Here is a 22,044-nt window from a genome sequence, read left to right as displayed (position 1 = left end):
GAGTCCAAGGTGAAGATTTTATATTTCGACTGCCAGAGTGGAATCAGTGGAGACATGACCCTGGCAGCCTTGTTGGATGCTGGAGCGCCTCTCGATTGTGTACAATCCGGAATTGATTCGTTGGGGCTACAGGCAAAGCTCACGACAGAGATCGTTTCACGCCGCGGCTTTCGTGGACTACGGCTAGAGATCGATCACCCACCAGAGCACTCACATCGCGGCCTTCTAGACATCTCAAACATGATTCGGCGTGGGCGTTTAACTCACAGAGCGAGGGGGATTGCACTGCGACTCTTTGAACGACTTGCCCGAGCGGAAGCAAAAGTGCACGGTGTAACAATCGATCAAGTGCATTTTCATGAGGTCGGTGCGGTCGATTCGATTGTGGATATGGTGGGAGTCGCCATCGCATGGGATATGCTCGAAATTGAGCAGGCGTATGCATCACCTGTTCCGGTGGGAGGTGGCGTGGTCAAGACTTCGCATGGAACGCTCGCTGTTCCTGCACCCGCGACTATTGAGTTATTGGCCGATGTTCCCATCGCTGCGTGCGGTCTACCTTTTGAAATGACAACACCGACCGGCGCGGCTATTTTGGCTGAGTTAGTCAGCACATACGGCCCGCTACCATCGATGCAAGTCAGCCGAATTGGGTACGGAGCAGGATTACGTGACGTACCGGATCGACCAAATCTTCTGCGAGTCATGCTGGGGCATGCTGCTCATGTTCAAAGACCCGCCAGAGATTCGAATGATTCCAACCACTCCGATAGCTCAACGGACTCGGTCATCGTTTTGGAAACCAATTTAGATGACATCTCGGGGGAGCAGATCGGCTTCGCGATAGAGGTATTATGGAGTCTGGGTGCTCTGGATGTTTTTACGACAGCAATCCAGATGAAAAAGAATCGGCCAGGCGTTCTGCTAACCGTCATCTGTCGTATCGATTCGCGTAACGAGATAGAACGAGCCATTTTCGAACACACCGGTACGTTGGGGATACGGTCGAGACGACAAGTTCGAACGGTTTTACCGCGGGCGATGATCGAGGTTGATACGCCGTGGGGGTTGGTTCCTGGCAAGTTATCACGACTGCCATCGGGAGTGGTCGATTTTTCGCCTGAGCATGATGAGTGTCGAGCAATAGCCAGAGAGAACGATCTCCGATTAGCGGATGTCATGAGCGAAGTGATCGATTGCTACCACGCCAGTTTGTCAAACGCATCACAAGCTTTAGATTCTTTCACGTCGGAACAAGAGCTCAATCTCGAGCTTCAGAAGGCAGCCTGGGACGACACCGATTTCGACGGGCACTCCGCCCAGGCCCCAAGCGTTTAGCCGCACAGGCATTGCTCTGCGTTGAGCATTGTGCCCCGGACGTCATCGCGTAGGTCAAGCTATCGATCCCTGACAGATGCTATTATGGGTTGCCCTGGAGGCCTCAGCGCGGCCCGTTGGGCTCGCGGTTAAACGATTTGTTGCGCCCAGTATAGGAAGCCTGCTGGGAAGACAACTAAGGAATGCACCTGGCTTGTCCAGGTGAAGCTTACGTTTCTCGCTACACATAACGGCTTCCCCACACAATCCAAGAATGCTCCTGGTTTACCCAGGAGATCATTACGCTTCCGGCTCGATTAGCCGGATTTGCCTAGCCAAGCGGAAACCTAACAATCCGCCGATCGAGTCGGCGGGATTCGATGGCGGGTTGGTGCGATCACGGGTTTAGCGAGAAGCCTAACGATCCGCAGGACGAGCCTGCGGGATTCGTAGGCGGCGCAACCCGTTGTTCATAGCGTCTGAACAACTAACTGCACCGAACGCGTTGGTCATGCCCCCCCGCTCAAAACCGCCCCTCCCCCCCCGAATGTTTTTTTCAAAAATTTTCTTGACACGGGTTTTCGAATCTGCTCTAGTGGCATCTATCGGGACTTGAACCCACATTGACAGCCTGCAATGGAGGACACGCCAAATGTTAAAACCGCTCACCGCTCACTGCCGATCATGGCTAGCGGGTTCGTAGCAGGATGGATCGTCTTGCTCGGTTCTTTCTTTGGTTGCCAACCCAGCACGGCGAGTGTTACCGATTCAGGAAAGGCAACCTTAGCTCGAGTTTCTCAAAATGCGACTAAGCAACACGAGAAAGATCTAGGCGTAATCTTCATCGACGAAGCCAGCTACGTCGCTTTTCCGCTGGCCGATCTAGGGTTGGATTCCGACGGCGAAATTACAAGTCTTTCTTCGTCGTGCGATTGTGTCGTTCCCAGTGTTTGTGAAGTGCAGAGGTCTCTCCATTCCGCAGAGCGTGTTTTGAGACTTGATTTTCGGAAAGAGGCGCACACCTTGGGGAGTGATACATTTCACCCTCAGAATTTGGGAGTGATTGTCAACGTTCAATATGCGAGTGGAGTCACGCAGTCGGTCACTTTTCTGATGCTCCACACGGTCCGCTCTGCTGCAACTGGTAAGAACGCAGGAGGCGAAGCATGAGCGACACTCAAACCAGTCATCTACTACGTGCTAATGGCGAGCAAAGCCGGTCACAAACCACTCCCTCTTCCTCAGGGAAGGTCGAGCGAAGCGAGCCACAGCAACTTCACCCTCCCTCTGGGAAGCTCGAGCGAAGCGAGGGGAGGGCATTCCCCCAGGACTCTCCCCTCATCTCGGTCGTCATGCCCTGTCTCAACGAATCTCGTACCTTAGCCTCATGCATCACCGAAGCCCGCGCAGGCTGCGAAGCCGCCCTCATCAGCCGCAGTGCGCTAGCACCCGGTTCCGACATCAGCCGTAGTGCCCTACCACCCGGCTCCCTCGACTACGAAATCCTCATCGCTGACAACGGCAGCACCGATGGCTCCCAAGAAATCGCCATTGCCAATGGCGCACGCGTCATTTCTGTCGAGCAAAAGGGGTATGGCTCAGCATTGCTTGGCGGCATCGCTGCCGCGCAAGGCAAATACATCGTCATGGGCGACAGCGATAGCAGTTATGATTTTGGCGACATCCCTAAATTGATCGCCAAGCTCGACGAAGGCTACGATCTTGTACTAGGCAATCGTTTCTCTGGAGGTATTCAGCCTGGTGCGATGCCATGGCATCATCGTTACATTGGTAATCCCATTTTGAGTGGTCTTGGCAGGCTGCTCTATCGCACACCATGTCGCGATTGGCACTGCGGATTGCGAGCGTTTGACCGCGAGAAGATCAACAATTTAAAACTTAAGAGCACCGGTATGGAGTTCGCGAGCGAAATGGTTCTGCGAGCATCGCAAGCTAGGCTTGGCATGGCAAAAATACCAACAACCTTAGGTCCCGATGGTCGGAACAGAGCACCGCATTTACGTAGTTTTACGGATGGCACACGTCACCTGTTGCTACTATTTAACAGACTTCGCAACCCCAATGTATCTAAAAGTATTTCCTAAATTGTACCACCGTCCGGCGTTTGGAATGCTCGTGCGAAGGTATCACATTGTTTCAGAAGGGACAGATTAATGAAAAGGTTTATGATTTGTGTAGCCATGGCAGCCAGCTGCGTCTTTGTGGGTTCTCGGATGGTAAAGTCGTCGGACGACCTTCCTTGTTTGTATCCTTCGACTACAGAATGCGACGGAACCCTATCAACCTGCAACACATGGTGCTATTATTTCTACTGGGCCAATATGGCGGGTTGCACTTCCCCCCTTTTTCAACCAGCTACTCCAAACCAGTATCAAAACAGCATTAGCACTGTGCTCAAGTCCGAAGAGGGATTCAAGGAAAAGGGAGAGGAGCTGCCCAACATACCTTGTTTTGAGTATTTTTATTGCTTTCAGGATTGCAACTCACCTGAGGATCTTGGCCTTGATTGCGGTGAGGATTCTTCTGGGTATGATCTTGGCCCCATGGTCAAGCAAGAGAAGATAGATCCAGATAAGCCATGCACCTAGGGAGTCTGCCGTATAATTCTCGTACGGACACCGTCCTCCCCGAGATTTTATTTCGACCGGAAGGTTTGACATGCACCTTGGTTCGAACATTCCGTGTATTGGCTGCGAGAAGACACTAAACAAAAGACAATCCTAAACAGCATGAAACCGTTGCATACAAAAAAACAGGCGTAACATCCTATGGTCATCAAGGCGACAAAATGCTTGGCAATACTAATTATTTTAGGTAAGTTCTGTTGTTCATCGGAACCGACTTGGCAATCGGTTCGAACAGCCATGAGCATTGAGCGACAGAAAATCAGGAATGGAAAATTTACCCTTCGATGCGTCGAACAAGTCACGCGAAGCGATCTATCTTCCCGAGATTCAACTTTAATTCGATCTGGAACCACATTTTGGGATATGGAGTTCAATTTAGAAAGGGATCAATTTGTCCTCGATCGAATCGAACCATTCAATCGTGACCTCTGGGCAGGTGATCTGAAACGGGTTGATGCAACTAATCATCGCGAATCAGTTAGAAAGTTTCTATGTCAAACTATAGATAAGCTGTATGTCTATTCTGACCTCTATAAAGACAATGTTGGCCTAGAATCATTTGATCGGGCAAAATTGAAGAGGCGTGTGAAAGACTATGTTAGTTTCGACGTGCGTGCATTTGGGTTTGGTGGAGTTTCCTGGAAGAGAACCGACCTTGGTGACACGCAGTTCTTCGAAAATATGATGACACGAAATGGTGCCAGCATCAGGTTAGATCAGCCGGACAACGACGTGTTTAAGTTGTATTATGAAGCGTCTCTGAAAGAGCTGGGCCAAGATGTGAACGACGACAATTGGCGATCGGTTTCTGAGATGTGGGTCGACGCAAGCAAGGGACACACTCCCTTTGTCAAACGAATTGTAACCAACGGCGAGGTAGTTTTAGAGTCTACTTCCGATTGGACTTTTAAAGGAGACACCTGGGTTCCATTGACTTATAGTGCATTTACAATTAATAATGTTCTGCATGAAAAGCATAAGGGACAATTCCCGACCCGAGACAACTTCGATCAATTTACCTTTGAACAAGAACGAACGGATGTTTCCATTACATTTGAATGGCACTATGTCAATCGAGATGGATTAGGAGATGATATTGACTTTAAAGCGTTCGATCCTCCTCCAGGAACTTTTTATTATGACAACGGAGTGTTGAAGCACATTTATGGTCGTGAGTTGCCTGAGCGTTTCGCTAATCGCACTCAGCCTTCAAGGCGAAATGGCTATTTATTTTTTGGCATTCCCTTATTGGCAGTTATCGTATTTCTTGTACTTGTTTTCCGAAAACGCTGATCTCGGTGTGATTGTGATACATTTTGGTCTTTCTAAATCATTGGTTTGTCAAATCTCACCGTTTGGGACGTTTTTATTCAGTGGATGTAAATACACTGAGTCTTTACCCGATGTGGCAGAAATTAGCAACACTCGCGTCGTCTACGAAATAGATTTGGACTTTGGAGTAGTACAACCCAATACTCAGTTGACTCGTGAAATACTCATTCCGCATGGACTCGAACACAAATTTCGACCAGTTCGAGTTTCGGCATCCTGCCGCTGCCTTGAGTTAAAAATCGAGAATCGAATCTACGACGCGGGAGAAATGTTGCCAGCTACAGTAGTGATGCGTTCCAACCCATCGACTTCCAGCATGCGCCACCAAGGGGAAGTTACGCTAGACGATGCGAATGGAACTAGGTTTATAATAAATGTATTGGCGGAGGTCCGTGAGACAATTTCCATTGTGCCAAATGAGATTAGACTAGATAAATACGGAGGCGGTTTTTTCACTGTGGTGAATTATGGCAAATCCGATTTAGGCATACCGGTAGTCGTTTCGGACGAAGAATGGCTGAAGATTGAGCAAATAGAGGATTTCATGCTAGAGGATAATCTTTCGATTGGAGCAAAACAGGCATGGCGTTACAAATGCGATGCAGAAAGTGCAGATCGTATTGGAATTCTTAGGTCAACAGTTTCGATTCGATTTCCTGACTCGGGAATGGTCCGGACAGCTCCCGTTTGTGCAATTGTTTTACCACAATTCGAAGTAAATCCTAAGGAATTGGTTTTTTGGGGCAGGTCTGAGAGTGAACGATACGTTGAGTTTACTAGTCGTCGTGGGAATATACTTGCTTCAGATGCGGTTTCAGTCTATTTATCTGATTCGGTGTCAAAATTTTTGAATTGGTCTGTTTCGCCATCAAAATTTGGGTCAGGATCGCTAAATATTCTTTTTCATTTGCATACATGTCCAGAGGTGGTAACGAGAGGCACCGTTGTTCTTCGCGTAAAAGGCGACCAGTCACCATACGTTTTCCCTGTTTTCATAACAGGGCGAGATTAAGTGTAAGCCATTCCATGAGTACTTACATTTTCCGATTAGTGCTTTTGCTCAGTTTGCTGGGATTCATCGGTTTGGTTTGGCGCCAATCAAAGTTGTTTCCGAGGGTTGATGAATCGGCTCATTTGACTGCTGGATTATCACATTGGAGGTTTGGTCGCTTCGATCTCTACCGGGTCAACCCACCTTTGCCACGATTGATGGCAACATCTGCCCTTTCGACGAATGATTCGAGTTTTAAATGGGTAATGTATTCCAGCAACAATCGCTTTCGACCTGAGTTTACGATTGGTATTCACATGGTGAAAACGAAGAAGGGGAGTAGTGTTCCTCTCTTTGTGTTTCCTAGAGTTGTCGGTGCATTGTTTTGCTTAGTAGGAATAGCTTTTCTTGCACGGTGGGTGTGGAGAGTAGTTGGGGGCCATCTTTCAGTTCTTCTCGTTACGGTTCTTTTTGCTTACTGTCCCAATGTGCTTTCGGTGAGTCCTTCCCTTCTGTCGGAACCTTATGTATTCACTATCATGATAGTCTTCTCATACGTTTTGCACCGTTGGCTTACTGTACCAAATTTGGGGAACTCGTTTGTGCTGGGTGCGATTCTTGGATGCTGTCTTCTTACAAAATTTACCTTTTTAGTGAATTTTCTGCTTGTTTTTGTTACGCCTTTTTTCTTCGTGCTTGGTAGTGTTGGCGGAGTTGTTTTCGCTCCACGAATAAGCATGATCTACTTCCTTGGCTTGATGTCAATTGTTGTTTTTGTTTCTATTTTCACCGTCAATGTTGGCTACCTTTTTGAGGACACCTTAATGCCACTTGGTGAGTTGAAGTTCCTCAGCAGTACACTTTCGGGTGGTGTGACGCTGAACAGTGTCGGTAGTGTATTTTCAAATACTGCATTTCATTCTGTACCATGCCCATTCCCTAGAAATTTTGTTCAAGGCATCGATTATTTACGCATGGAAGTTGAGAACAAATACTGGTCTTTTCTCGACGGTGAGTGGCGATACGGATCGTGGCCACATTATTATGTCATGTCCACACTCTACAAAACACCCGAGCCGACACTTGTCGCAGCAGCAATGGGAGTTTACGTCTTTATCATTGGTTGGTGGCGAAGGTTTGCAAAACCAGAGCTTGTCTCTATGGTGTTACTGCTGACGATTCCCGCTGCCGTGTGCTTCCTCTCCGTTAGTTTGCAAGGTGGCTTCAATCACCATCATCGCTATGTGCTTATGATTTATCCTCCTATGTTCGTTTTTGCTTCTCTCTTGGCTAGTCCCATGGCCGAACAAGTGTTCTCCCGGAAGAAACTCGCTGTGCAAGGAGATGAACCGCCAGAATCAGAAGCAACGAATGTTTTGAAAGCATCAATTCCATGGTGGGCCGTTTGGCAAAGGTTTCATTGGACTAAAATTCTTGCATTCGTTTTGGTATCGCTCAGTGTTGTATCGTCTCTTCGCGTTCATCCCTACTACACCAGCTACTTTAACACTATCAGTGGCGGACCTGAGAATGGTTGGCATCGCCTGGGCTTTTCCAATATCGACTGGGGACAAGATATTCTCGAAGTCGATCAATGGCTCAAACAATATCCCGAGAGACGGCCACTCGTGATGGACATCGATTACTTTGGAATGAACGGGGATTTGTTCGATGTGCCAACGTCATTGCCTCCTCAACTGCCCCTCGGTGCTTCGATCGACGAAGTTCGCAGGTCCATCACCGAAACGCAGTGGTGGATCATCAGCGTGAAGAAACTTTACAATCTTCCCAGCCATCCAGGACTGCAATACCTCCAGCAGATCGAACCGTTCGAGCGAATCGCTTATGCGTATCACGTCTACCGGATTGATCCTCTTCCACCCGAAGAGTCCTCCTCTCCCAACGAGCCGACGCCATGAACCGTCCTCATTTCAACCACGACCTCAGGCTATGGGGCCTTGTCCGACGACGCGGCTTCACCTTGGTGGAACTGCTGGTAGTGATCGCTATCATCGGCGTGCTGGTAGGCATGCTGCTGCCGGCCGTGCAAGCGGCCCGGGAAGCGGCTCGGCGTCTCCAATGCCAAAATCATCTAAAACAAATCGGGCTGGCATTTGCCAACCATGAATCGGCCTACCGTCGCTACCCCAGCGGGGGCTGGGGATATCAGTGGCAAGGCTACTCGGACATCTCCTCTGGATCGCTCGGTCAGCCTGGCTCATGGACGTTTAGCATTCTGCCGTTCCTCGAACAAGAGCCCCTGTACAGGACCGGTTCCTATAACAGCTCTCCTCTTCAGCGGGATCTCGATCTGCAACGACGATTGGTTTCGCCGATCCCTGTTTACCATTGCCCCTCGCGTCGAGGTGCGGAGTTGGTGCCGGTCGATCCGAATTGTGTCAGTTGTGGCGAACCACTGGGAATCGTGACACCCCTGACTCAAATGGCGAAATGCGACTACGCCGCGAATGTGGGGGACGGAGCTCCCGACATGTCGCAGTTGCTATCGTGGCCACTCGATTTCTGGGGGCCGCAAACGCTCGCCGATGCGTTGCAGATGAAACGTAACGGAACTTGGCCGCGTCCGCCGCAAGATTGGACAGGAGTCAGCTACTTTGGGGTAGGAGTACGACCGGCGGAGATAACCGATGGTTTAAGCAATACCTTATTAGTGGGTGAGAAGTATTTGAGTCGCGAGAACTACAATACGGGAAGAGATTGGGGGGACAATGAGCCCCTCTTTGGAGGTTTTAATAATGACAATCATCGCAGCGTGCATCCGTTTTGGCCTTTGATGCGGGATCGGCGAGGAGAGATGTCGATTGGGAGCTTTGGCTCAGCGCATAGTTCGGGGGTGAATTTTGTCTTGTGCGATGGTTCGGTGAAGCTGGTACCGTATACGATCGATGCGCAAATCTACCGCAATCTGGGAAACCGAAGAGACGGAAACGTGATACCGGAGTGGTAGTAGTTTGGCTGTATCGTGTAACCGCACGGGCATCGGGCTGCGTTAATGCATCCAGGGGCAGCCCATAGTAGCACTCCCAGTGGATAGCCATCTGAGCAACGCACTCAGATCCGGGTTGGTACGCTCTAGCGCGGCCCGATGGGCAAGCGGATAAACGAAAAGGAATGTGTGGCTAAAAGGGGGCTCCGGCAATTCTACGTTGAGCAAATCCTCCCTTCGGTAGGAAAGCAGGTTTCTGGGTGCTATAATGACAGCGTAGCGTTAAATCAGATGAACTTCTCCTGCACAGAAAAGCCAATGGGGCGGTGGTATGTCACGGCATCGATGGACAGCGAAATGGACTTACTTGGCTTCTGCATGCTTATTTTGGACGACTCTCGGGTATTTGCTCTCAACCACGGGACGCGCCGAAGAGCCGGCTAGACGATTCTTGGAGCGGCTTCGGCAGGAAGGGCTTTCGGAGGTTGGCCTGAGGTATTTGGAGCTAGGCGAAAGTCGTAATCGCTTCTCCGACACGTTTAAAAAGGATATTCCTCTCGAGCGAATTCTTCTCCAGAAGGAATCTCTCTCCACACTGCAAAGGCAGAGTCCTCAACTTGTCGACGATCGCCGCGCGGAGCTGGAAAATGGTCTCAAAGAGTTCGTCCGCTCGTTTCCAGATCACCCTCGACGCAGCGAAGCCCAATCCATGTTGGCCGATCTGCTGCTTGGTCAAGGGCGATCACTGTTGGAGCAAGGCAAGAAGGAGCCCGCTAAGATGGCGGAGCTGCAGACGAGGGCTCGCAAATCGTACAGCGATGCAGTGGATCTTTTTGCCAAAACCATCGAGGAGCTGGCTCCCAAAATCATGGAGTTGAGAGGGGACCGAGCGAAAACACCGGAGCAGATCGAACAACGCCGACAGTATCAGATCGAGTATCGCCAAGCACAGCTTCTCGAAGCGAAATCTCTTCAAGAATTGGGGGAAACGTACGAGCCCAACTCGGCTGAACAAAGGGACTGGTTAACGAAAGCCGAGAAGAAGCTCGCAGAACTGGTCGACAAAACCAACTTGAACACCGAAGCCGGCACGCGAATGCTCAGCTTGCTCTATCGTGGTGAAGTGCAGCAAAAACTAGGTGACAAAGGAGCGGCACGTGACAGTTTTTCGCGAGTCTCCGATATCGATGCCGACGGTGGTGTATTGCGAGAGTGGAAAGTTCAAGCGACAGCCAACTTGGTCCGGCTGGATGCCTCCGAGAATCCTCCTAAGTTTGAGGCTGCTATCAAGCGAGGTACCGATGCGCTCGAGCTGGTAAAAAATCGTAACAATCCCGAGCGGAGGCTGCCGCATTGGATCGATCTGCAGCTGGCGTTGAGCGAGGCCCAAATCGGTTTTGCAAAGACGCTCGATAAATCCAGGGAAGACGCAAAGATCAAGGGATTGAACAGAGAAGCTCGTCAGAGTTTGCAGGAAATCCTCAAGGTCAAGGGATTACATCAGGAGCCGGCCAAGGCGTTGTTGGTGGAGTTGGGAATTGAATCTAGCGATGATGTCGTTGCCGAAAAGTTACCCGAGCCAAAAGATTTCGAGGAGGCTTTGTCGCAAGGCAGAATGCGAGTCTCGCGTGCGGAAGACGGCAAGCAAGCGGTCGAGATTCTAAAGCAGCAAGGTGCATCGGAGGAGGATATCCAGAACGCCGTTGGACAGATCCAGCAAGCGAGACTACAGGCGATCGAACGATTGACCAAAGCCATCGGGCTTTTCAAGGATACGAACTCGCGCGAGGATTTGCTCGATGCGAAGTTTTTGCTGACTTACCTTTATTTCAATACTGAACAATATTGGGAGAGTGCCGCTCTATCGGAATCGATCATTCGAACAGACAAAGGAACCGAGAAAGCTGCACAGAGTGGCATGTTCGCCTTGGCCTCGATGAGCAAATTGATCGATTCGTTTGGTCCTGAGGAACAAGCCAGCATGATGATGCCGATGGAGCGATTGGCCAAGAGTCTAATCGCGAATTTTCCGGAGAGCGATACGGGCAAGCAGGCGGCTGACATCCTGGTCAAAGTCGCCATCATGAATAAGAAGTATGACGAGGCAGAACGTTTTGTCGGCTTGACGGGTGGCAAAGGGGGAAGTGGCGCGAGTGTTCTCGGTCAGATCCTGTGGAGGGACTTTCTGGTTCAAAGCGAAGAGTTGCGAAAGCAGGGGGAGCAAGCAACTCCGGAAATCGTATCCCTCCGCGACCGAGCAGAGAGGTTGCTTGCCAGCACCTGGAGCACGCTCGATCCGAGCAAGGTGGATCGAAGCCTATTGATGGGGGTTAGTTCTCTCGCGAATTTGTATCTTTCTAGTGATAGGTTAGCGGACGCAGAGCGAGTGATCAGTGATCCAGATCGAGGAGCGATGAAGCTGCTTGAGACTGCGACGGGCCTCGACGAAACTGCTCAGCTAGAGGTTTTCAAATTGCAGCTGCAGGCCATGGTTCAGTCAGCTAGCCAACCTGACGGATCGGCCTTGGACGCAGCGCGGGTTCAGGAACTGGTGGGGCGCATGAAGACCCTGGCTGGAGCAGACACAAAGCTACTAACCAATTCGCTAAGGAATTTGGCTTATTCGATTCAGACTCAGATTGAATCGGCCGCCACTCCTGTCGACCAGAGTCGCATTGGTAAATCGCTAAGTATTTTGGTAAGTCAGTTGGTCAACGTTTCCGAGGACATCGGCGTGCTGGATTCGGCGGGTTCGGTCGCTAGTTCGTTGGCTATGACTATGAAAAAGACACCGAGTCTGTCCCTTCTTTCGAGCGAATTGTTTGTAGTGGCCGATGCTGCATTTTCGAAGATTGCCAGTCAAAGCGACGAAGCATTGGTGGCGTCTGGCAGGAACAAGGACGATATTCGCCGTCGAATGGCCATAGCGAAGTCCGGTGCGGGCAAACACGAGGAGGCCCACAAGTTGTTGCTCGAATCACTCCAAGCATCGGCCACCAACATCACTTTGCAAATGCTGGCTGCTGAGAATCTCCAAAAGTGGTCTGCAAACAAGGACGTTGAGCTGCTGAGGAAGGCCTCAGAGGGGGCCGAACCGGGAGCGGATGGCAAGAATGTGATTTGGGGTTGGGGCGTCATCGCAGCCAGAATCAGCCGAGACCCCAACGGCATGACTCGCTTGCGGGATAGCTTTTTCGAAGCAAAATTCAACAATATTGAGTGCAAACGGCTGATGGCAAGCCTTACTACAGATGCGGCCAGAAAAGCGGAGATCGTCCGTGATGCGGCAAACGAACTTCGGGTGCTGAAGGTCCGTAATCCAGATTTTGGCTCGCCAGAATTTCAGTCGAAATTTCAGCGATTGGAATCGGAACTGAATGCCATGAGTCGATAGATTTTTCCAAGGATTCCCTAAAGCATTTCACCCTTTTTTGGCAGGCTCTTGATGTACACTACACCTCAGAGTCGTGACTCGACGTCATAGCCGTACCTCGTCTGATCCGAACCTCTCGATTGAATTTTCGATATGCCAAAGATGTTAATTAGACAATTTGTACTAACAATGCTGATTTCCCTGAGCACGGGAGCAGTCGCTTGGTGCCAGTCGAGGGACAGGGTCTTTTTGTCCAAGGGGGGGGCTGCGCCTGCCGGAGGAATTAAAGAGAGGACCAAGGATCAGGTTGTGATCGAAACCTCGGGCGGAAGAACGCAAAACTACCCAACCAACGATATCGTTAGAATCGTTTTCGAGGGGGAGCCCATTCAGCTTTCTCGGGCTAAGGACAGCATCAGCCAAGGACAATTCGAACAGGGGGCCAAGGAGCTTGGAGAGGTGGCGGTCAGCGCACTCTCGACCGAGGACATGAAGGAGGATTACTTTTTCTACAAGTTCTATTTAGACGGCGCATTGGCCCTAGCGGGACGGGGAAATCCCGAGACGGCTTCTAAGAGTCTTTTGCAGTGGGCTGCCAAGTACCGGAATTCCCACAATTTTTACAAGGCCTCTGAGATGCTCGGGGATTTGGCGATCGCGTCTGGCACTCCGGATCAAGCCTCGAAGTTCTACGGAGTTCTGGCGGCCTCGAATTTTCCTGACCTGAGCCTCAAGGGGAATTATTTGCAAGGCAGATCCTTAATGCTGTCGGGTAAGTTTGGTGAGGCTATGGAAAAGTTGACATCAGTCGCCCAAGAAAAAGTCGCAGACCCGGCACTGCTTAAGATACAGAAGCTAGCCTCGGTTGCAGCGATTCGATGCGAGGCGGCTACCGGGGACGCGACATCCGCCATTCAAAAGCTCGAAGCCATGGTCGATCAAGGTGATTCGACCGATACGGTTCTCTATTCCGAGCTCTACAACGCATTAGGATCGATCTTTCTTGCGCAGAGCAGCGATTACGAAGCACTCTTGTCTTATCTCAAAACAGACCTGTTGTACTCGACCCAGTCTGACCAACATGCCGAAGCGTTGTACAATCTCGCTAAACTGTGGGAAAAAGTAGGGGAACCGCTCAAGGCGACCGATGCCAGATCGCGACTAGCCAAACTTTACCCAACCTCATCATGGCTGGGCAAGTAAGCTCGCTGTCGGAACAAGGCCTCGAAAGGTCCAAGACGTTGAATTCAGCCAGATCGCCAAAACCCTCGTTTCCTACCTCTTCACTATCGATTTAGTCTCGGAGTCATAAATGTGTGTTCTTGTTAGTTGCCTTGATCAAATGATTCGAAAGTGGATTGGACTTCGTCGGACGATAGCAACGGCCATCGCTTTTGTCGCTACGTGGGGGCTCATGGCAACATCGGCAATGGCACAGGAAGAACCGGTTGCGACAGCAGGTAGCCAGAACATGCTCGTGAAGACTTGGGTCGCTCTAACGCCGGTTTTTGCAGTCATCTTCTTGATCATGTCGATCGTTTTGGTCGCCTTGGTCGTGCGAGCGATTTTGGTATCGCAAAAGAGCAACTTCGCCCCTGAGGATTTGGCTCAAGGAGTTGACGCGAGTTTGGAAGAAGGGAATGCACAAGCGGCCGTCGATTTGGTACAAGCCGATGATAGTTTCCTATCGACCGTTTTGAGTGCGGGGCTTGCTAAGTTGCCCAAAGGTCGCGAAGCCGCTTTCGAGGCTATGCAGGTAACTGGCGAAGCGGAGATCATGAAAGTCGAGCACATGCTAGGATACTTGGCACTGATCGGTAACGTGGCGCCAATGGTTGGATTGCTCGGAACAGTTCGAGGGATGGTTGTTTCCTTTGGAAAGATTGCCAGCAGCGCACAAACGCCAAAGCCTAACGAATTGGCGAGCGGCATTGAGCAAGCCCTCTACACGACCCTTGTAGGTCTTATTTTGGCAATTCCTGCGATTGCCATATATAACATTCTCCGAAACAAGGTGCAGCGACATGTTTTAGCGGCAGGTGTCCAGGCAGAAGATATGCTGGAAAAGTTCGAGCCCTACGTTGGAAAGTAAACGGTTTCGATCATGAAAATTAGGCGAACGTTTTTGTCTAAGATGGCAGAGGGGGACATGACCCCAATGATCGATATGGTTTTCCAGTTGATCATTTTTTTCATGGTTCTTATCAACTTTTCCCAAGACGATCAGAACGAAAAGATCAAGCTCCCCTCGAGCGAATTAGCAAAACCGGCCGAGGTGCCCTTTAAGTTTCCGATTGTGATTCATCTCGATGCCAACTCAACGATCTACATGGGGTCAAATGTTGCCACCGTGCAGACGATCACACCCTTGCTACGGACGGAGATTGAGGTGCTGAAGGCCAGGGGTGAGCAACCAAAGGTCGCGACGATCATTATCCGAGCCCACCAGAATACAAAGGGGGGAGTTGTTCAGGAGCTAATCAAGAAGTGCCAAGAGCTCAACTTTGAACAATTCGCATTGAGAGTCAAAGAAGAGGAGCCTTCCTAATGAAGTTCACCGGTAGGCGAAATGAAGACAAGGCAGAGTTGCAGTTAACATCGATGATCGATGTGATCTTTCTTCTGCTCATCTTCTTCATCATGACTTTCAAGATTGTCGCTCAAGAAGGGGATTTCAATATCCGTATGCCCTTGGGTGGTGGAGCTGGGGCCGATTCGGATGCGATGATACCTGTCAAGCTTCGGCTGAGAGCGAATTCTGCGGGGGAACTCGCGGATATCATCGTCGATGGTACCACCTCGTTCGGAACGGATTTCGCCAAGCTGCGAGGATTTATTCTCCAGCTGACTGGCGGCGTCGCTCCTCCCGACCCCAAAGATGGCCAAGAGGTAGAGATCGATTTGGATTACGATCTGCGATACCAATATGTAGTGGAGGCGATCACAGCGGTCACTGGTCAGTTGCAAGGAGACGAGGTAGTCAAGCTAATCGAGAAGGTAAAGTTCGCTCCCCCGCGTACACCTCAATAGCACGAAGTGATTAGTAACCACGACGGTCGCTTTGGGTTACACCTGCTCAAGCCAATTTCTGCAAACGAATCGCCCAGCGATGGGGTTTAGGGTAAGTGTCTCGACCCGTTGGTTTCGAACCGATAAGCGGGACCGCTTGTTCATGGAAAAGGTTGCCGTGCGAACTGACCAGTTCTAGCGATTTTTGACCATCCGGGGATTGGAGTAAAAGACGGTCCTCTGCTGCGTCCGCCAGTTGCCAGTCTTTCCCCAATTTCCAAGTCGAGCCGAGGAAACCGAAATCGCCTGAAACGCGGCAGGCGACATCGAACACGAGTGCTCCCGTATCGTTCTCGTCGACCGATACGGACCAATGCCCGGTTCCGGATAAACCGACCCCCAAAAGCACCATCCGTCCATCCTTGCCGATGGGCTCTGCAACTATTTGTTGAAACGGCGGACTGGCGGGCCAACTCTCTTTATCGGAGCCCTCGACCGATTCCAAAAAGACCGACCAATTCTCATCATGCTTCACGAGCAACCGATGAGAGAATCGATCGCCAACCTTGAAAAACTCGACCTTGAGATCACCTGCTTGCAATTCCATTAGCTTGGCACCTCGGCCGAGTTTGCCATCCGATACTTCAAGAAGGAATCCAGGAACCCTTGGATGTCTCCACCGAGGACTGCGTGAAAGTTCCCCATCTGAAAACCGGTTCGTGAGTCTTTGATGCGTTGGTCTGGGTGCAGGAAGTAGTTTCGAATCTGCGAACCAAACCCTGTAACACTTTTGTTCTGATGCTTGGCAGCGATCTCTGCTTCTCGCTTTGCCTCTTCGATTCTGGCTAGTCTGGCACGCAACATCTTGTAGGCCTGTGCGCGGTTCTTGTGCTGGCTGCGATCGTTTTGACATTGCACCACAATTCCGGTTGGCATGTGGGTCAATCGAATGGCAGAGCTCGTTTTGTTCACGTGTTGTCCCCCCGCTCCCGATGCACGGAAGACGTCTTCACGCACATCCTTGTCATCGATCTCGACCTCGACGGTGTCTTCGATCTCGGGTGATACGTCGACAGCTGCAAAACTTGTTTGACGCTTTCCTTCGGCGTTGTAGGGACTGATGCGAACCAAGCGATGGATCCCTTCCTCACCTTTTAGGTAGCCGTAGGCAAACGGCCCTCGGATCGCAATCGTAGCCTGCGTAATTCCTGCCCCCTCATTGTCATAGCGGTCCAGCAACTCCACCGACAAACCTGCTTTTTGAGCCCAGGAGACATACATTCCGAGCATCATCTCCGCCCAATCGTTCGCGTCGAGACCACCCTCGCGGGCGTGCACGGAGAGAATGGCTCCACAATTGTCATTGGGACCGTTTAGAAGTGACTGCAATTCGAACTGTTCGACCGCAAGTGTCAGCTTTTCTAGCTCAGTTGTAACCTCAGCCGAGCCGGCCGGGTCGCCGTCCAGCATCGTTGCTAGCTCTGCAATATCTTCGCACGACTTTAAGGCTTGCGTTAAGGGTTCAACGGTTCCCTTGGCAGCCTTGAGTTGCTGAACAACTTGCTGAGCCTTTTCCGCTGCGTCCCAGAATCCAGGGACAGACATGGCGGCCTCTAGTGAAGTGATCTCTTTAAGTTTGGCAGGCAAGTCAAAGACCGTCTCGCAGCGACGCGAGCCTCCCGCGAATCTCGTCAATTCGCCGAATCAAATTGCTATCACTCATGAATCTTGAAAGAAATTAGGGGAGAGATACAAAAATAATCAAAATGTTTCCTGGAAACTCGAACTCTCGACCCGAATGCACTCACGTCGACCGGATGAATTTGCCGATGGCTACGATTGTACCATAACAGATCCATTTCGGTCCACGGTGTCACTATGCAAATTCAAACATCAAGATTTGGAAAAATCGATGTCGACCACGCCGACCTGCTCCTTATGCCTCATGGCTTGATAGGTTTTGAGACCTGCCGCCATTGGATTCTGCTATCGACTGACGATCAATCGCCCGTTGCTTGGTTGCAATCTGTGGCACTCGCCAACGTCGCCTTGCCTGTGATTAGCCCTCGGCGATTTATTCCTGAATACCGAGCTCGCATTCAGCGTCGCGATTTGGCTTCGCTCAATCTTCACAACGAAGATCAGATCTATTTTCTGTGCGTCGTCAGCAAAACCGGCAGCATACTCACGGCGAACTTAAAGAGCCCCATCCTGCTCAACGCGACTCGCCATTTGGCGGCGCAGCTGGTTGTTACGGACGACCAACCAACTGCGATGCCGATCAGCCTAGCCGCTGCGGCTCCGGCACGTCGCGCCGCGTAGAGATTTGTTTCGCTCTAGCTCTCATGACGTAAAAGCGGGAACAGAATCACATCGCGAATGCTCTTGGCATTGGTGATGAGCATGATCAATCGATCGATGCCTATCCCCAAGCCACCTGCTGGCGGCATTCCGTGCCGCAGAGCTCGTACGAAATCGTGATCCATCTTGGCCATCGAGTCTTCCTCGGCCATCCCGTCGAGTTGCGTCCGGAACAGATCCTCTTGAAGAATCGGGTCGTTTAGCTCGGTGTAAGCGTTTGCCAACTCCATGCCGTGAATAAACAATTCGAAGCGTTCGGCGATCTCGGGTTGGCCCGTTTTTCGCTTGGTGAGTGGGCATATGCTTGCTGGATAGTCGGTCACGAAAACCGGTCCGATCAGCGAGTCTTCGACCTTTTCCTCAAAGACTTCACTCTTGATAACGTCTGGGTGTTTGCCATCGGTCTTGATGCCAATCTTCCGTGCGTACTGCTCAATGCCTGCATCGTCGCTTAGCTTTAGCCCAGTGTGCTCTTCGAACAGTTCTGCATAGGTTCTTCGCTGGAACGGGGGGGTGAAATCGATATCGAGATCCCCCCACTTGAGCTGATACCCTTGACCGGTCGCTTCGATCGCCTCCACGATGATCTGCTGAGTCAAATCCATCATGGTCTCGTAATTGGCGTAGGCCCAATACAATTCGATCATGGTGAATTCGGGATTGTGTTTGGGGCTGATTCCCTCGTTACGGTAGACTCGTCCCATTTCGTAGACTCGCTCGATCCCACCCACCATGAGTCGCTTGAGGTGTAGTTCCAAAGCGATGCGCAAGTAGAGTTGCATATCGAGGGCATTGTGGTGGGTGACGAACGGCCGGGCAGCCGCTCCTCCAGCGATCGTGTGCAATGTAGGGCCTTCGACCTCGATGAACTGATGCTTGGACAGGGTGTTTCGAATCGAATGGATGATTTTGGTACGCTTGAGGAACCGGTCGAGCGACTCGGGATTGTAGGTCAAGTCGACGTACCGCATCCGTTGACGAAGCTCCGGGTCTTGCAGACCAGCGTGTTTTTCCGGTGGTGGCTCGAGCGTCTTGGTCATGAAGTGAAGCTTAGTGGCAAACACGGTTAGCTCGCCGGTGTTGGTGCGGCCTAGCCGTCCATCGATCCCGATCAAATCTCCGTAGTCGAGGAGCTTCATCAATTGGAAATCTTCGTCGTTGATTACCCCTTTGGCGATCATGACTTGAATATCGCCGGTCCAGTCGCGCAGGTTTACGAAGTAAAGCTTTCCTGCGGTCCGCAGCAGCATGATTCGCCCGGCGACTCGAACGCTTGGACCGATTTCCTCTCCCTCTCCCTGCTCGGCTTTCCACTTCTTGTAGTCGATCGGCGTGCCAGTCGCGGCGGCGGATTCGAAATCTGGCAGCTCAACGATGCTACCGTCGGCTTTTTTGAACTTCACGTCGCCTGCTAATGCCCGGACGTCCTTTATAAAGGTGCGGTGATCAAATCGTTGGCCCCACGGGTCGAGTCCGAGTTCGGTCAGCTTCTGTAGCTTTTCCAGCCGAGATGCTTGGTGAACCCCTAAACCGGTGTTGTCATGATTTGTCGAATCGGCCATTTTAAAGATTTTCGGTTAAAGTTCGGTGCGAGACCTTCAAGCTGAGGGCTTTCGCGTGACGATCTGCTTACTATCCCTCAGAATTCTGAGTGGGCCAGATTGTAGGGAAAAGCCAAGGAAAACCAAGCGATGAAACCTCCGATGCTCCTGATTGTCGAGAACGACCCACTCCTGCTCACGGGAATGGCTGCCATTCTCGACAAGAAAGGCTACCGCTGTTTTATGGCCCGCAGTCTTGAGGTGGCTCAGCAAGCGGTTGAGACCATCGCTTTCGATTTGATTCTGTACTCGTTCTCTCGCGATCCGCTGGCTGCGGCCGAATCGGCAACCACGCTTCGACTGCACCATCAGGCAAAGGAGTTACCGGTCATCTTCTTGGCGGAAGACTTCGATTCGCATTGGATCGAGCCATTGCATATGGCAGGAGGGGTATATTGCTTGCCCAAGCCCTTCGAGCCTGAGGTGCTTTTGGAGTTGGTGGAGAAGGCATTTTGCCTTCCTCACCTGGCAGCGAAAAAGCACACCCCGCCAGCTCCACATTTCTCCAGCGAGTGGGTCCGGCTCAGTTAGCAAATTGCTAATTTCAAGTTAGCGGTTTTCAGGCGAATTGTTTGGCAGGTTTTGGGGGGGCAGCTGCTTAATGATTCGGCTGCTGCAGGTAAAACGAAAAAGGGGCTGTTTCGGACTTTCGAAACAGCCCCTTTTCAACCGTGAAAGGAGGGCCCAACCTAGGGTAGTAGGTCTGTCGGTTTTGTCCTCGAGGGACTTTCGACGCCGCTAAGGTCACGGTACGTCCATGTTCGGGGGCCACCAAGACCAACCGGCCAAGGACAGCGTGTTCTCGGTTCCACCGAGACCCCTTTGAGCTAACTGCTCGAAAGAACTGGTAATGCAGATGCCGTGCCAAAGGCAAAAAACTTTTGGAAAGGGGAATATTGGCCAATCTTGCCCCAGGAAAGCTTCCCTAGTCAACCTATTCCTCCTAGGCCGATGGCGATTCGAGGGGCTGTCGAGGCTCAGGCTTGCGGTTTTGTAAAATTTGCAAAGTCGAGATCGGAAAAAGTTACAAAGCTCAGGGCTTCTCGCTGTTGGGGCATGTACAAACCAGTTTGTAGCAGCCAGGGCAACCGCTGCCGTACTTTTTTGCGATCGCTGCGGCCAGGTCGACTTCTGCAACGTTAGCAATGGTGGTAAGCCACGCCAGGACATCGGCGAATTCTTCTTCGAGATTGTTTCGGTCGTGGTTGGATCGGAGTGCGGAAGCCAGTTCCCCAATCTCCTCCATGAGCCACATAAAGGTGCCCGAAACGCCTCGTTCCCTGTCTTTTTCGTAATACATCGTCTTGATGAGGGCCTGGAAATCCCGGAGTGCGACATCGGGGGGAGGGTTCTTCGAGCTATCCATGGTTTCGTGTGTTTGCAGCGAACTGTTTTTTGGTTGCGAGCTAGGTGTGGGGTGGGGCTGGATTTTATGTAGAACAAGCGGGGCCGAACCATTTGGCGGTTGATCCGGTCCCTGGTGTATGTTGATCCCTGGTATGAGTTTATCGAGAGCAGGAAGGACAACAGCAGGACAGCATAGCATACAAACCTTTGAAATTTATGCTGATTTGCTGGTGAGGGTCTAGTTTAGAAAACGATGTAAGGGGCTCGCAGAAGTTCCGAGGCTATTTGGGCTTGGAAATCGCATAAATTGCATGATCACCTATCCCGAATTCATCTTGCAGCGGTAGGGTCGATCTGTACACTAGTGCGACTCTGAACCGATCGACAGGTGGTTTTGAGAGGTTTTGGGAAAAGATGCCGGTGTAGCTCAGTTGGTAGAGCAGCTGATTTGTAATCAGCTGGTCGGGGGTTCGAGTCCCTTCGCCGGCTCTTGTGCAGCGCAAATTGCGTACGGTAACCGTTTCCGAGAGCGTTGCGAGGTTGGTTAAGCGTGTCGGTTAGGATTGCTAGCCGGTGCTGAGATGGGAGGTTGCCCGAGTGGCTAAAGGGGACGGACTGTAAATCCGTTGGCATTGCCTACGTAGGTTCGAATCCTACACCTCCCACTGAAATATTGTTTTTCGATCCTGCTGTTTTTCGATGAAGTCGAATTGGCTTTTTGCCACCGAGGGCGGTTCTTCGCCCCGGAGGTGTTGGCCAACCGTCCTCCATCGAGGGCATCTGCAAAACTGATATAGACAATTCAGGTGATTCGAGAGACAACTAAGGGTTCGGTAGAAAATTTTGCGGGTGTAGCTCAATGGTAGAGCAGCAGCCTTCCAAGCTGAATACGAGGGTTCGATTCCCTTCACCCGCTCTCCGCGATTGATCAGTGATAAGCTGCTGTAGCTCAGTGGTAGAGCACTTCCTTGGTAAGGAAGAGGTCATGGGTTCAAGTCCCATCAGCAGCTCTGTCGACACTGGCCTTATTTGTTGAAAACTGCCTGTTGCTGCTTCGGTTCTTTGGGACGGGAGTCTGTGACGAATCATAGGCTGGTTTCGCGAATGGTTTGGTGGCG

The 22,044-nt window shown here is 51.1% G+C and carries 19 protein-coding genes and 4 tRNA genes; 19 read left to right on the top strand and 4 right to left on the bottom strand.

What is annotated here, in order from left to right:
• Nucleotides 1–9: 9 nt before the first annotated feature.
• The 13 genes from larC (at nucleotide 10) to SH449x_RS12495 (ending at nucleotide 15,638) form a co-directional block, all read left to right on the top strand.
• The gene (gene larC / locus SH449x_RS12555) at nucleotides 10–1,338 is read left to right on the top strand and encodes a nickel pincer cofactor biosynthesis protein LarC (protein ID WP_482381672.1); all 1,329 of its coding nucleotides are present in this window, start codon (nucleotides 10–12) and stop codon (nucleotides 1,336–1,338) included.
• Nucleotides 1,339–1,953: 615 nt separating this feature from the next.
• On the top strand, nucleotides 1,954–2,487 hold the full coding sequence (locus SH449x_RS12550; RefSeq protein ID WP_482381671.1) for a hypothetical protein: 534 nt from the start codon (nucleotides 1,954–1,956) through the stop codon (nucleotides 2,485–2,487).
• Nucleotides 2,484–3,422, top strand: a complete 939-nt coding sequence (locus SH449x_RS12545) for a glycosyltransferase family 2 protein (RefSeq protein WP_482381670.1) — start codon at nucleotides 2,484–2,486, stop codon at nucleotides 3,420–3,422. Before SH449x_RS12550 ends, SH449x_RS12545 begins: the two co-directional genes overlap by 4 nt.
• Before the next feature lie 69 nt (nucleotides 3,423–3,491).
• Nucleotides 3,492–3,926 carry a hypothetical protein gene (locus tag SH449x_RS12540; RefSeq protein ID WP_482381669.1) on the top strand — a complete coding sequence of 145 codons (435 nt, stop codon included), beginning with the start codon at nucleotides 3,492–3,494 and terminating at the stop codon, nucleotides 3,924–3,926.
• Between the two features lie 276 nt (nucleotides 3,927–4,202).
• Nucleotides 4,203–5,258, top strand: a complete 1,056-nt coding sequence (locus SH449x_RS12535) for a hypothetical protein (RefSeq protein ID WP_482381668.1) — start codon at nucleotides 4,203–4,205, stop codon at nucleotides 5,256–5,258.
• Nucleotides 5,185–6,309 (top strand): hypothetical protein, encoded by a 1,125-nt coding sequence (locus SH449x_RS12530; RefSeq protein ID WP_482381667.1) that lies wholly within the window; start codon nucleotides 5,185–5,187, stop codon nucleotides 6,307–6,309. The genes SH449x_RS12535 and SH449x_RS12530 overlap by 74 nt, the downstream gene beginning before the upstream one ends.
• Nucleotides 6,310–7,025: 716 nt before the next feature.
• The gene (locus SH449x_RS12525; protein ID WP_482381666.1) at nucleotides 7,026–8,207 is read left to right on the top strand and encodes a hypothetical protein; all 1,182 of its coding nucleotides are present in this window, start codon (nucleotides 7,026–7,028) and stop codon (nucleotides 8,205–8,207) included.
• Nucleotides 8,204–9,256, top strand: coding sequence for a DUF1559 domain-containing protein (locus tag SH449x_RS12520; RefSeq protein WP_482381665.1), 1,053 nt, complete (start codon nucleotides 8,204–8,206; stop codon nucleotides 9,254–9,256). The genes SH449x_RS12525 and SH449x_RS12520 overlap by 4 nt, the downstream gene beginning before the upstream one ends.
• Before the next feature lie 310 nt (nucleotides 9,257–9,566).
• On the top strand, nucleotides 9,567–12,629 hold the full coding sequence (locus tag SH449x_RS12515; protein WP_482381664.1) for a hypothetical protein: 3,063 nt from the start codon (nucleotides 9,567–9,569) through the stop codon (nucleotides 12,627–12,629).
• A 168-nt stretch (nucleotides 12,630–12,797) separates the two neighbouring features.
• Nucleotides 12,798–13,811, top strand: a complete 1,014-nt coding sequence (locus SH449x_RS12510; RefSeq protein ID WP_482381663.1) for a tetratricopeptide repeat protein — start codon at nucleotides 12,798–12,800, stop codon at nucleotides 13,809–13,811.
• Nucleotides 13,812–13,920: 109 nt separating this feature from the next.
• Nucleotides 13,921–14,700 (top strand): MotA/TolQ/ExbB proton channel family protein, encoded by a 780-nt coding sequence (locus SH449x_RS12505; RefSeq protein ID WP_482381662.1) that lies wholly within the window; start codon nucleotides 13,921–13,923, stop codon nucleotides 14,698–14,700.
• Nucleotides 14,701–14,712: 12 nt separating this feature from the next.
• Complete coding sequence (locus SH449x_RS12500) at nucleotides 14,713–15,156, top strand: ExbD/TolR family protein (RefSeq protein ID WP_482381661.1); 444 nt, start codon at nucleotides 14,713–14,715, stop codon at nucleotides 15,154–15,156.
• The gene (locus SH449x_RS12495; protein ID WP_482381660.1) at nucleotides 15,156–15,638 is read left to right on the top strand and encodes an ExbD/TolR family protein; all 483 of its coding nucleotides are present in this window, start codon (nucleotides 15,156–15,158) and stop codon (nucleotides 15,636–15,638) included. The genes SH449x_RS12500 and SH449x_RS12495 overlap by 1 nt, the downstream gene beginning before the upstream one ends.
• A gap of 46 nt (nucleotides 15,639–15,684) precedes the next feature.
• Here SH449x_RS12495 and SH449x_RS12490 read toward each other — a convergent pair whose 3' ends face one another.
• Nucleotides 15,685–16,224, bottom strand: a complete 540-nt coding sequence (locus tag SH449x_RS12490; RefSeq protein WP_482381659.1) for a hypothetical protein — start codon at nucleotides 16,222–16,224, stop codon at nucleotides 15,685–15,687.
• Nucleotides 16,224–17,340 (bottom strand): peptide chain release factor 2 gene (prfB, locus tag SH449x_RS12485; RefSeq protein WP_482381658.1). Its coding sequence is split into 2 segments (ribosomal slippage): nucleotides 16,224–17,267 and nucleotides 17,269–17,340, totalling 1,116 coding nucleotides; the frame shifts between segments, so codons are not numbered across the junction. Before prfB ends, SH449x_RS12490 begins: the two co-directional genes overlap by 1 nt.
• Nucleotides 17,341–17,495: 155 nt before the next feature.
• Here prfB and fliW point away from each other — a divergent pair.
• A complete protein-coding gene (gene fliW / locus SH449x_RS12480) occupies nucleotides 17,496–17,939 on the top strand; it encodes a flagellar assembly protein FliW (protein WP_482381657.1) in 444 nt (147 codons plus the stop codon).
• A 14-nt stretch (nucleotides 17,940–17,953) separates the two neighbouring features.
• Here the strand turns inward: fliW and lysS are convergent, their stop codons facing one another.
• The gene (gene lysS / locus SH449x_RS12475; RefSeq protein ID WP_482381656.1) at nucleotides 17,954–19,540 is read right to left on the bottom strand and encodes a lysine--tRNA ligase; all 1,587 of its coding nucleotides are present in this window, start codon (nucleotides 19,538–19,540) and stop codon (nucleotides 17,954–17,956) included.
• 129 nt (nucleotides 19,541–19,669) lie between these two features.
• Here lysS and SH449x_RS12470 point away from each other — a divergent pair, with 129 nt between their 5' ends.
• Nucleotides 19,670–20,110, top strand: coding sequence for a response regulator (locus SH449x_RS12470; protein ID WP_482381655.1), 441 nt, complete (start codon nucleotides 19,670–19,672; stop codon nucleotides 20,108–20,110).
• Nucleotides 20,111–20,612: 502 nt separating this feature from the next.
• Here the strand turns inward: SH449x_RS12470 and SH449x_RS12465 are convergent.
• Nucleotides 20,613–20,945: a MazG nucleotide pyrophosphohydrolase domain-containing protein gene (locus tag SH449x_RS12465; protein ID WP_482381654.1), complete on the bottom strand. Its 333-nt coding sequence runs from the start codon at nucleotides 20,943–20,945 to the stop codon at nucleotides 20,613–20,615.
• A 397-nt stretch (nucleotides 20,946–21,342) separates the two neighbouring features.
• On the opposite strand from SH449x_RS12465, the gene SH449x_RS12460 reads away from it, so the two are divergent.
• From SH449x_RS12460 to SH449x_RS12445, 4 genes are all read left to right on the top strand, one after another.
• Nucleotides 21,343–21,415, top strand: a tRNA-Thr gene (locus tag SH449x_RS12460).
• A 94-nt stretch (nucleotides 21,416–21,509) separates the two neighbouring features.
• Nucleotides 21,510–21,591: transfer RNA gene (locus SH449x_RS12455), tRNA-Tyr, on the top strand.
• 180 nt (nucleotides 21,592–21,771) lie between these two features.
• A tRNA-Gly gene (locus SH449x_RS12450) sits at nucleotides 21,772–21,842 on the top strand.
• 22 nt (nucleotides 21,843–21,864) lie between these two features.
• A tRNA-Thr gene (locus SH449x_RS12445) sits at nucleotides 21,865–21,936 on the top strand.
• Nucleotides 21,937–22,044: the final 108 nt, after the last annotated feature.

This window comes from Brakhagea baltica, assembly GCF_052161605.1.
In the GTDB taxonomy this organism is placed as follows: Bacteria; Planctomycetota; Planctomycetia; order Pirellulales; family Pirellulaceae; genus JBKCUI01.
This window is presented reverse-complemented; position numbering and strand designations above follow the sequence as displayed.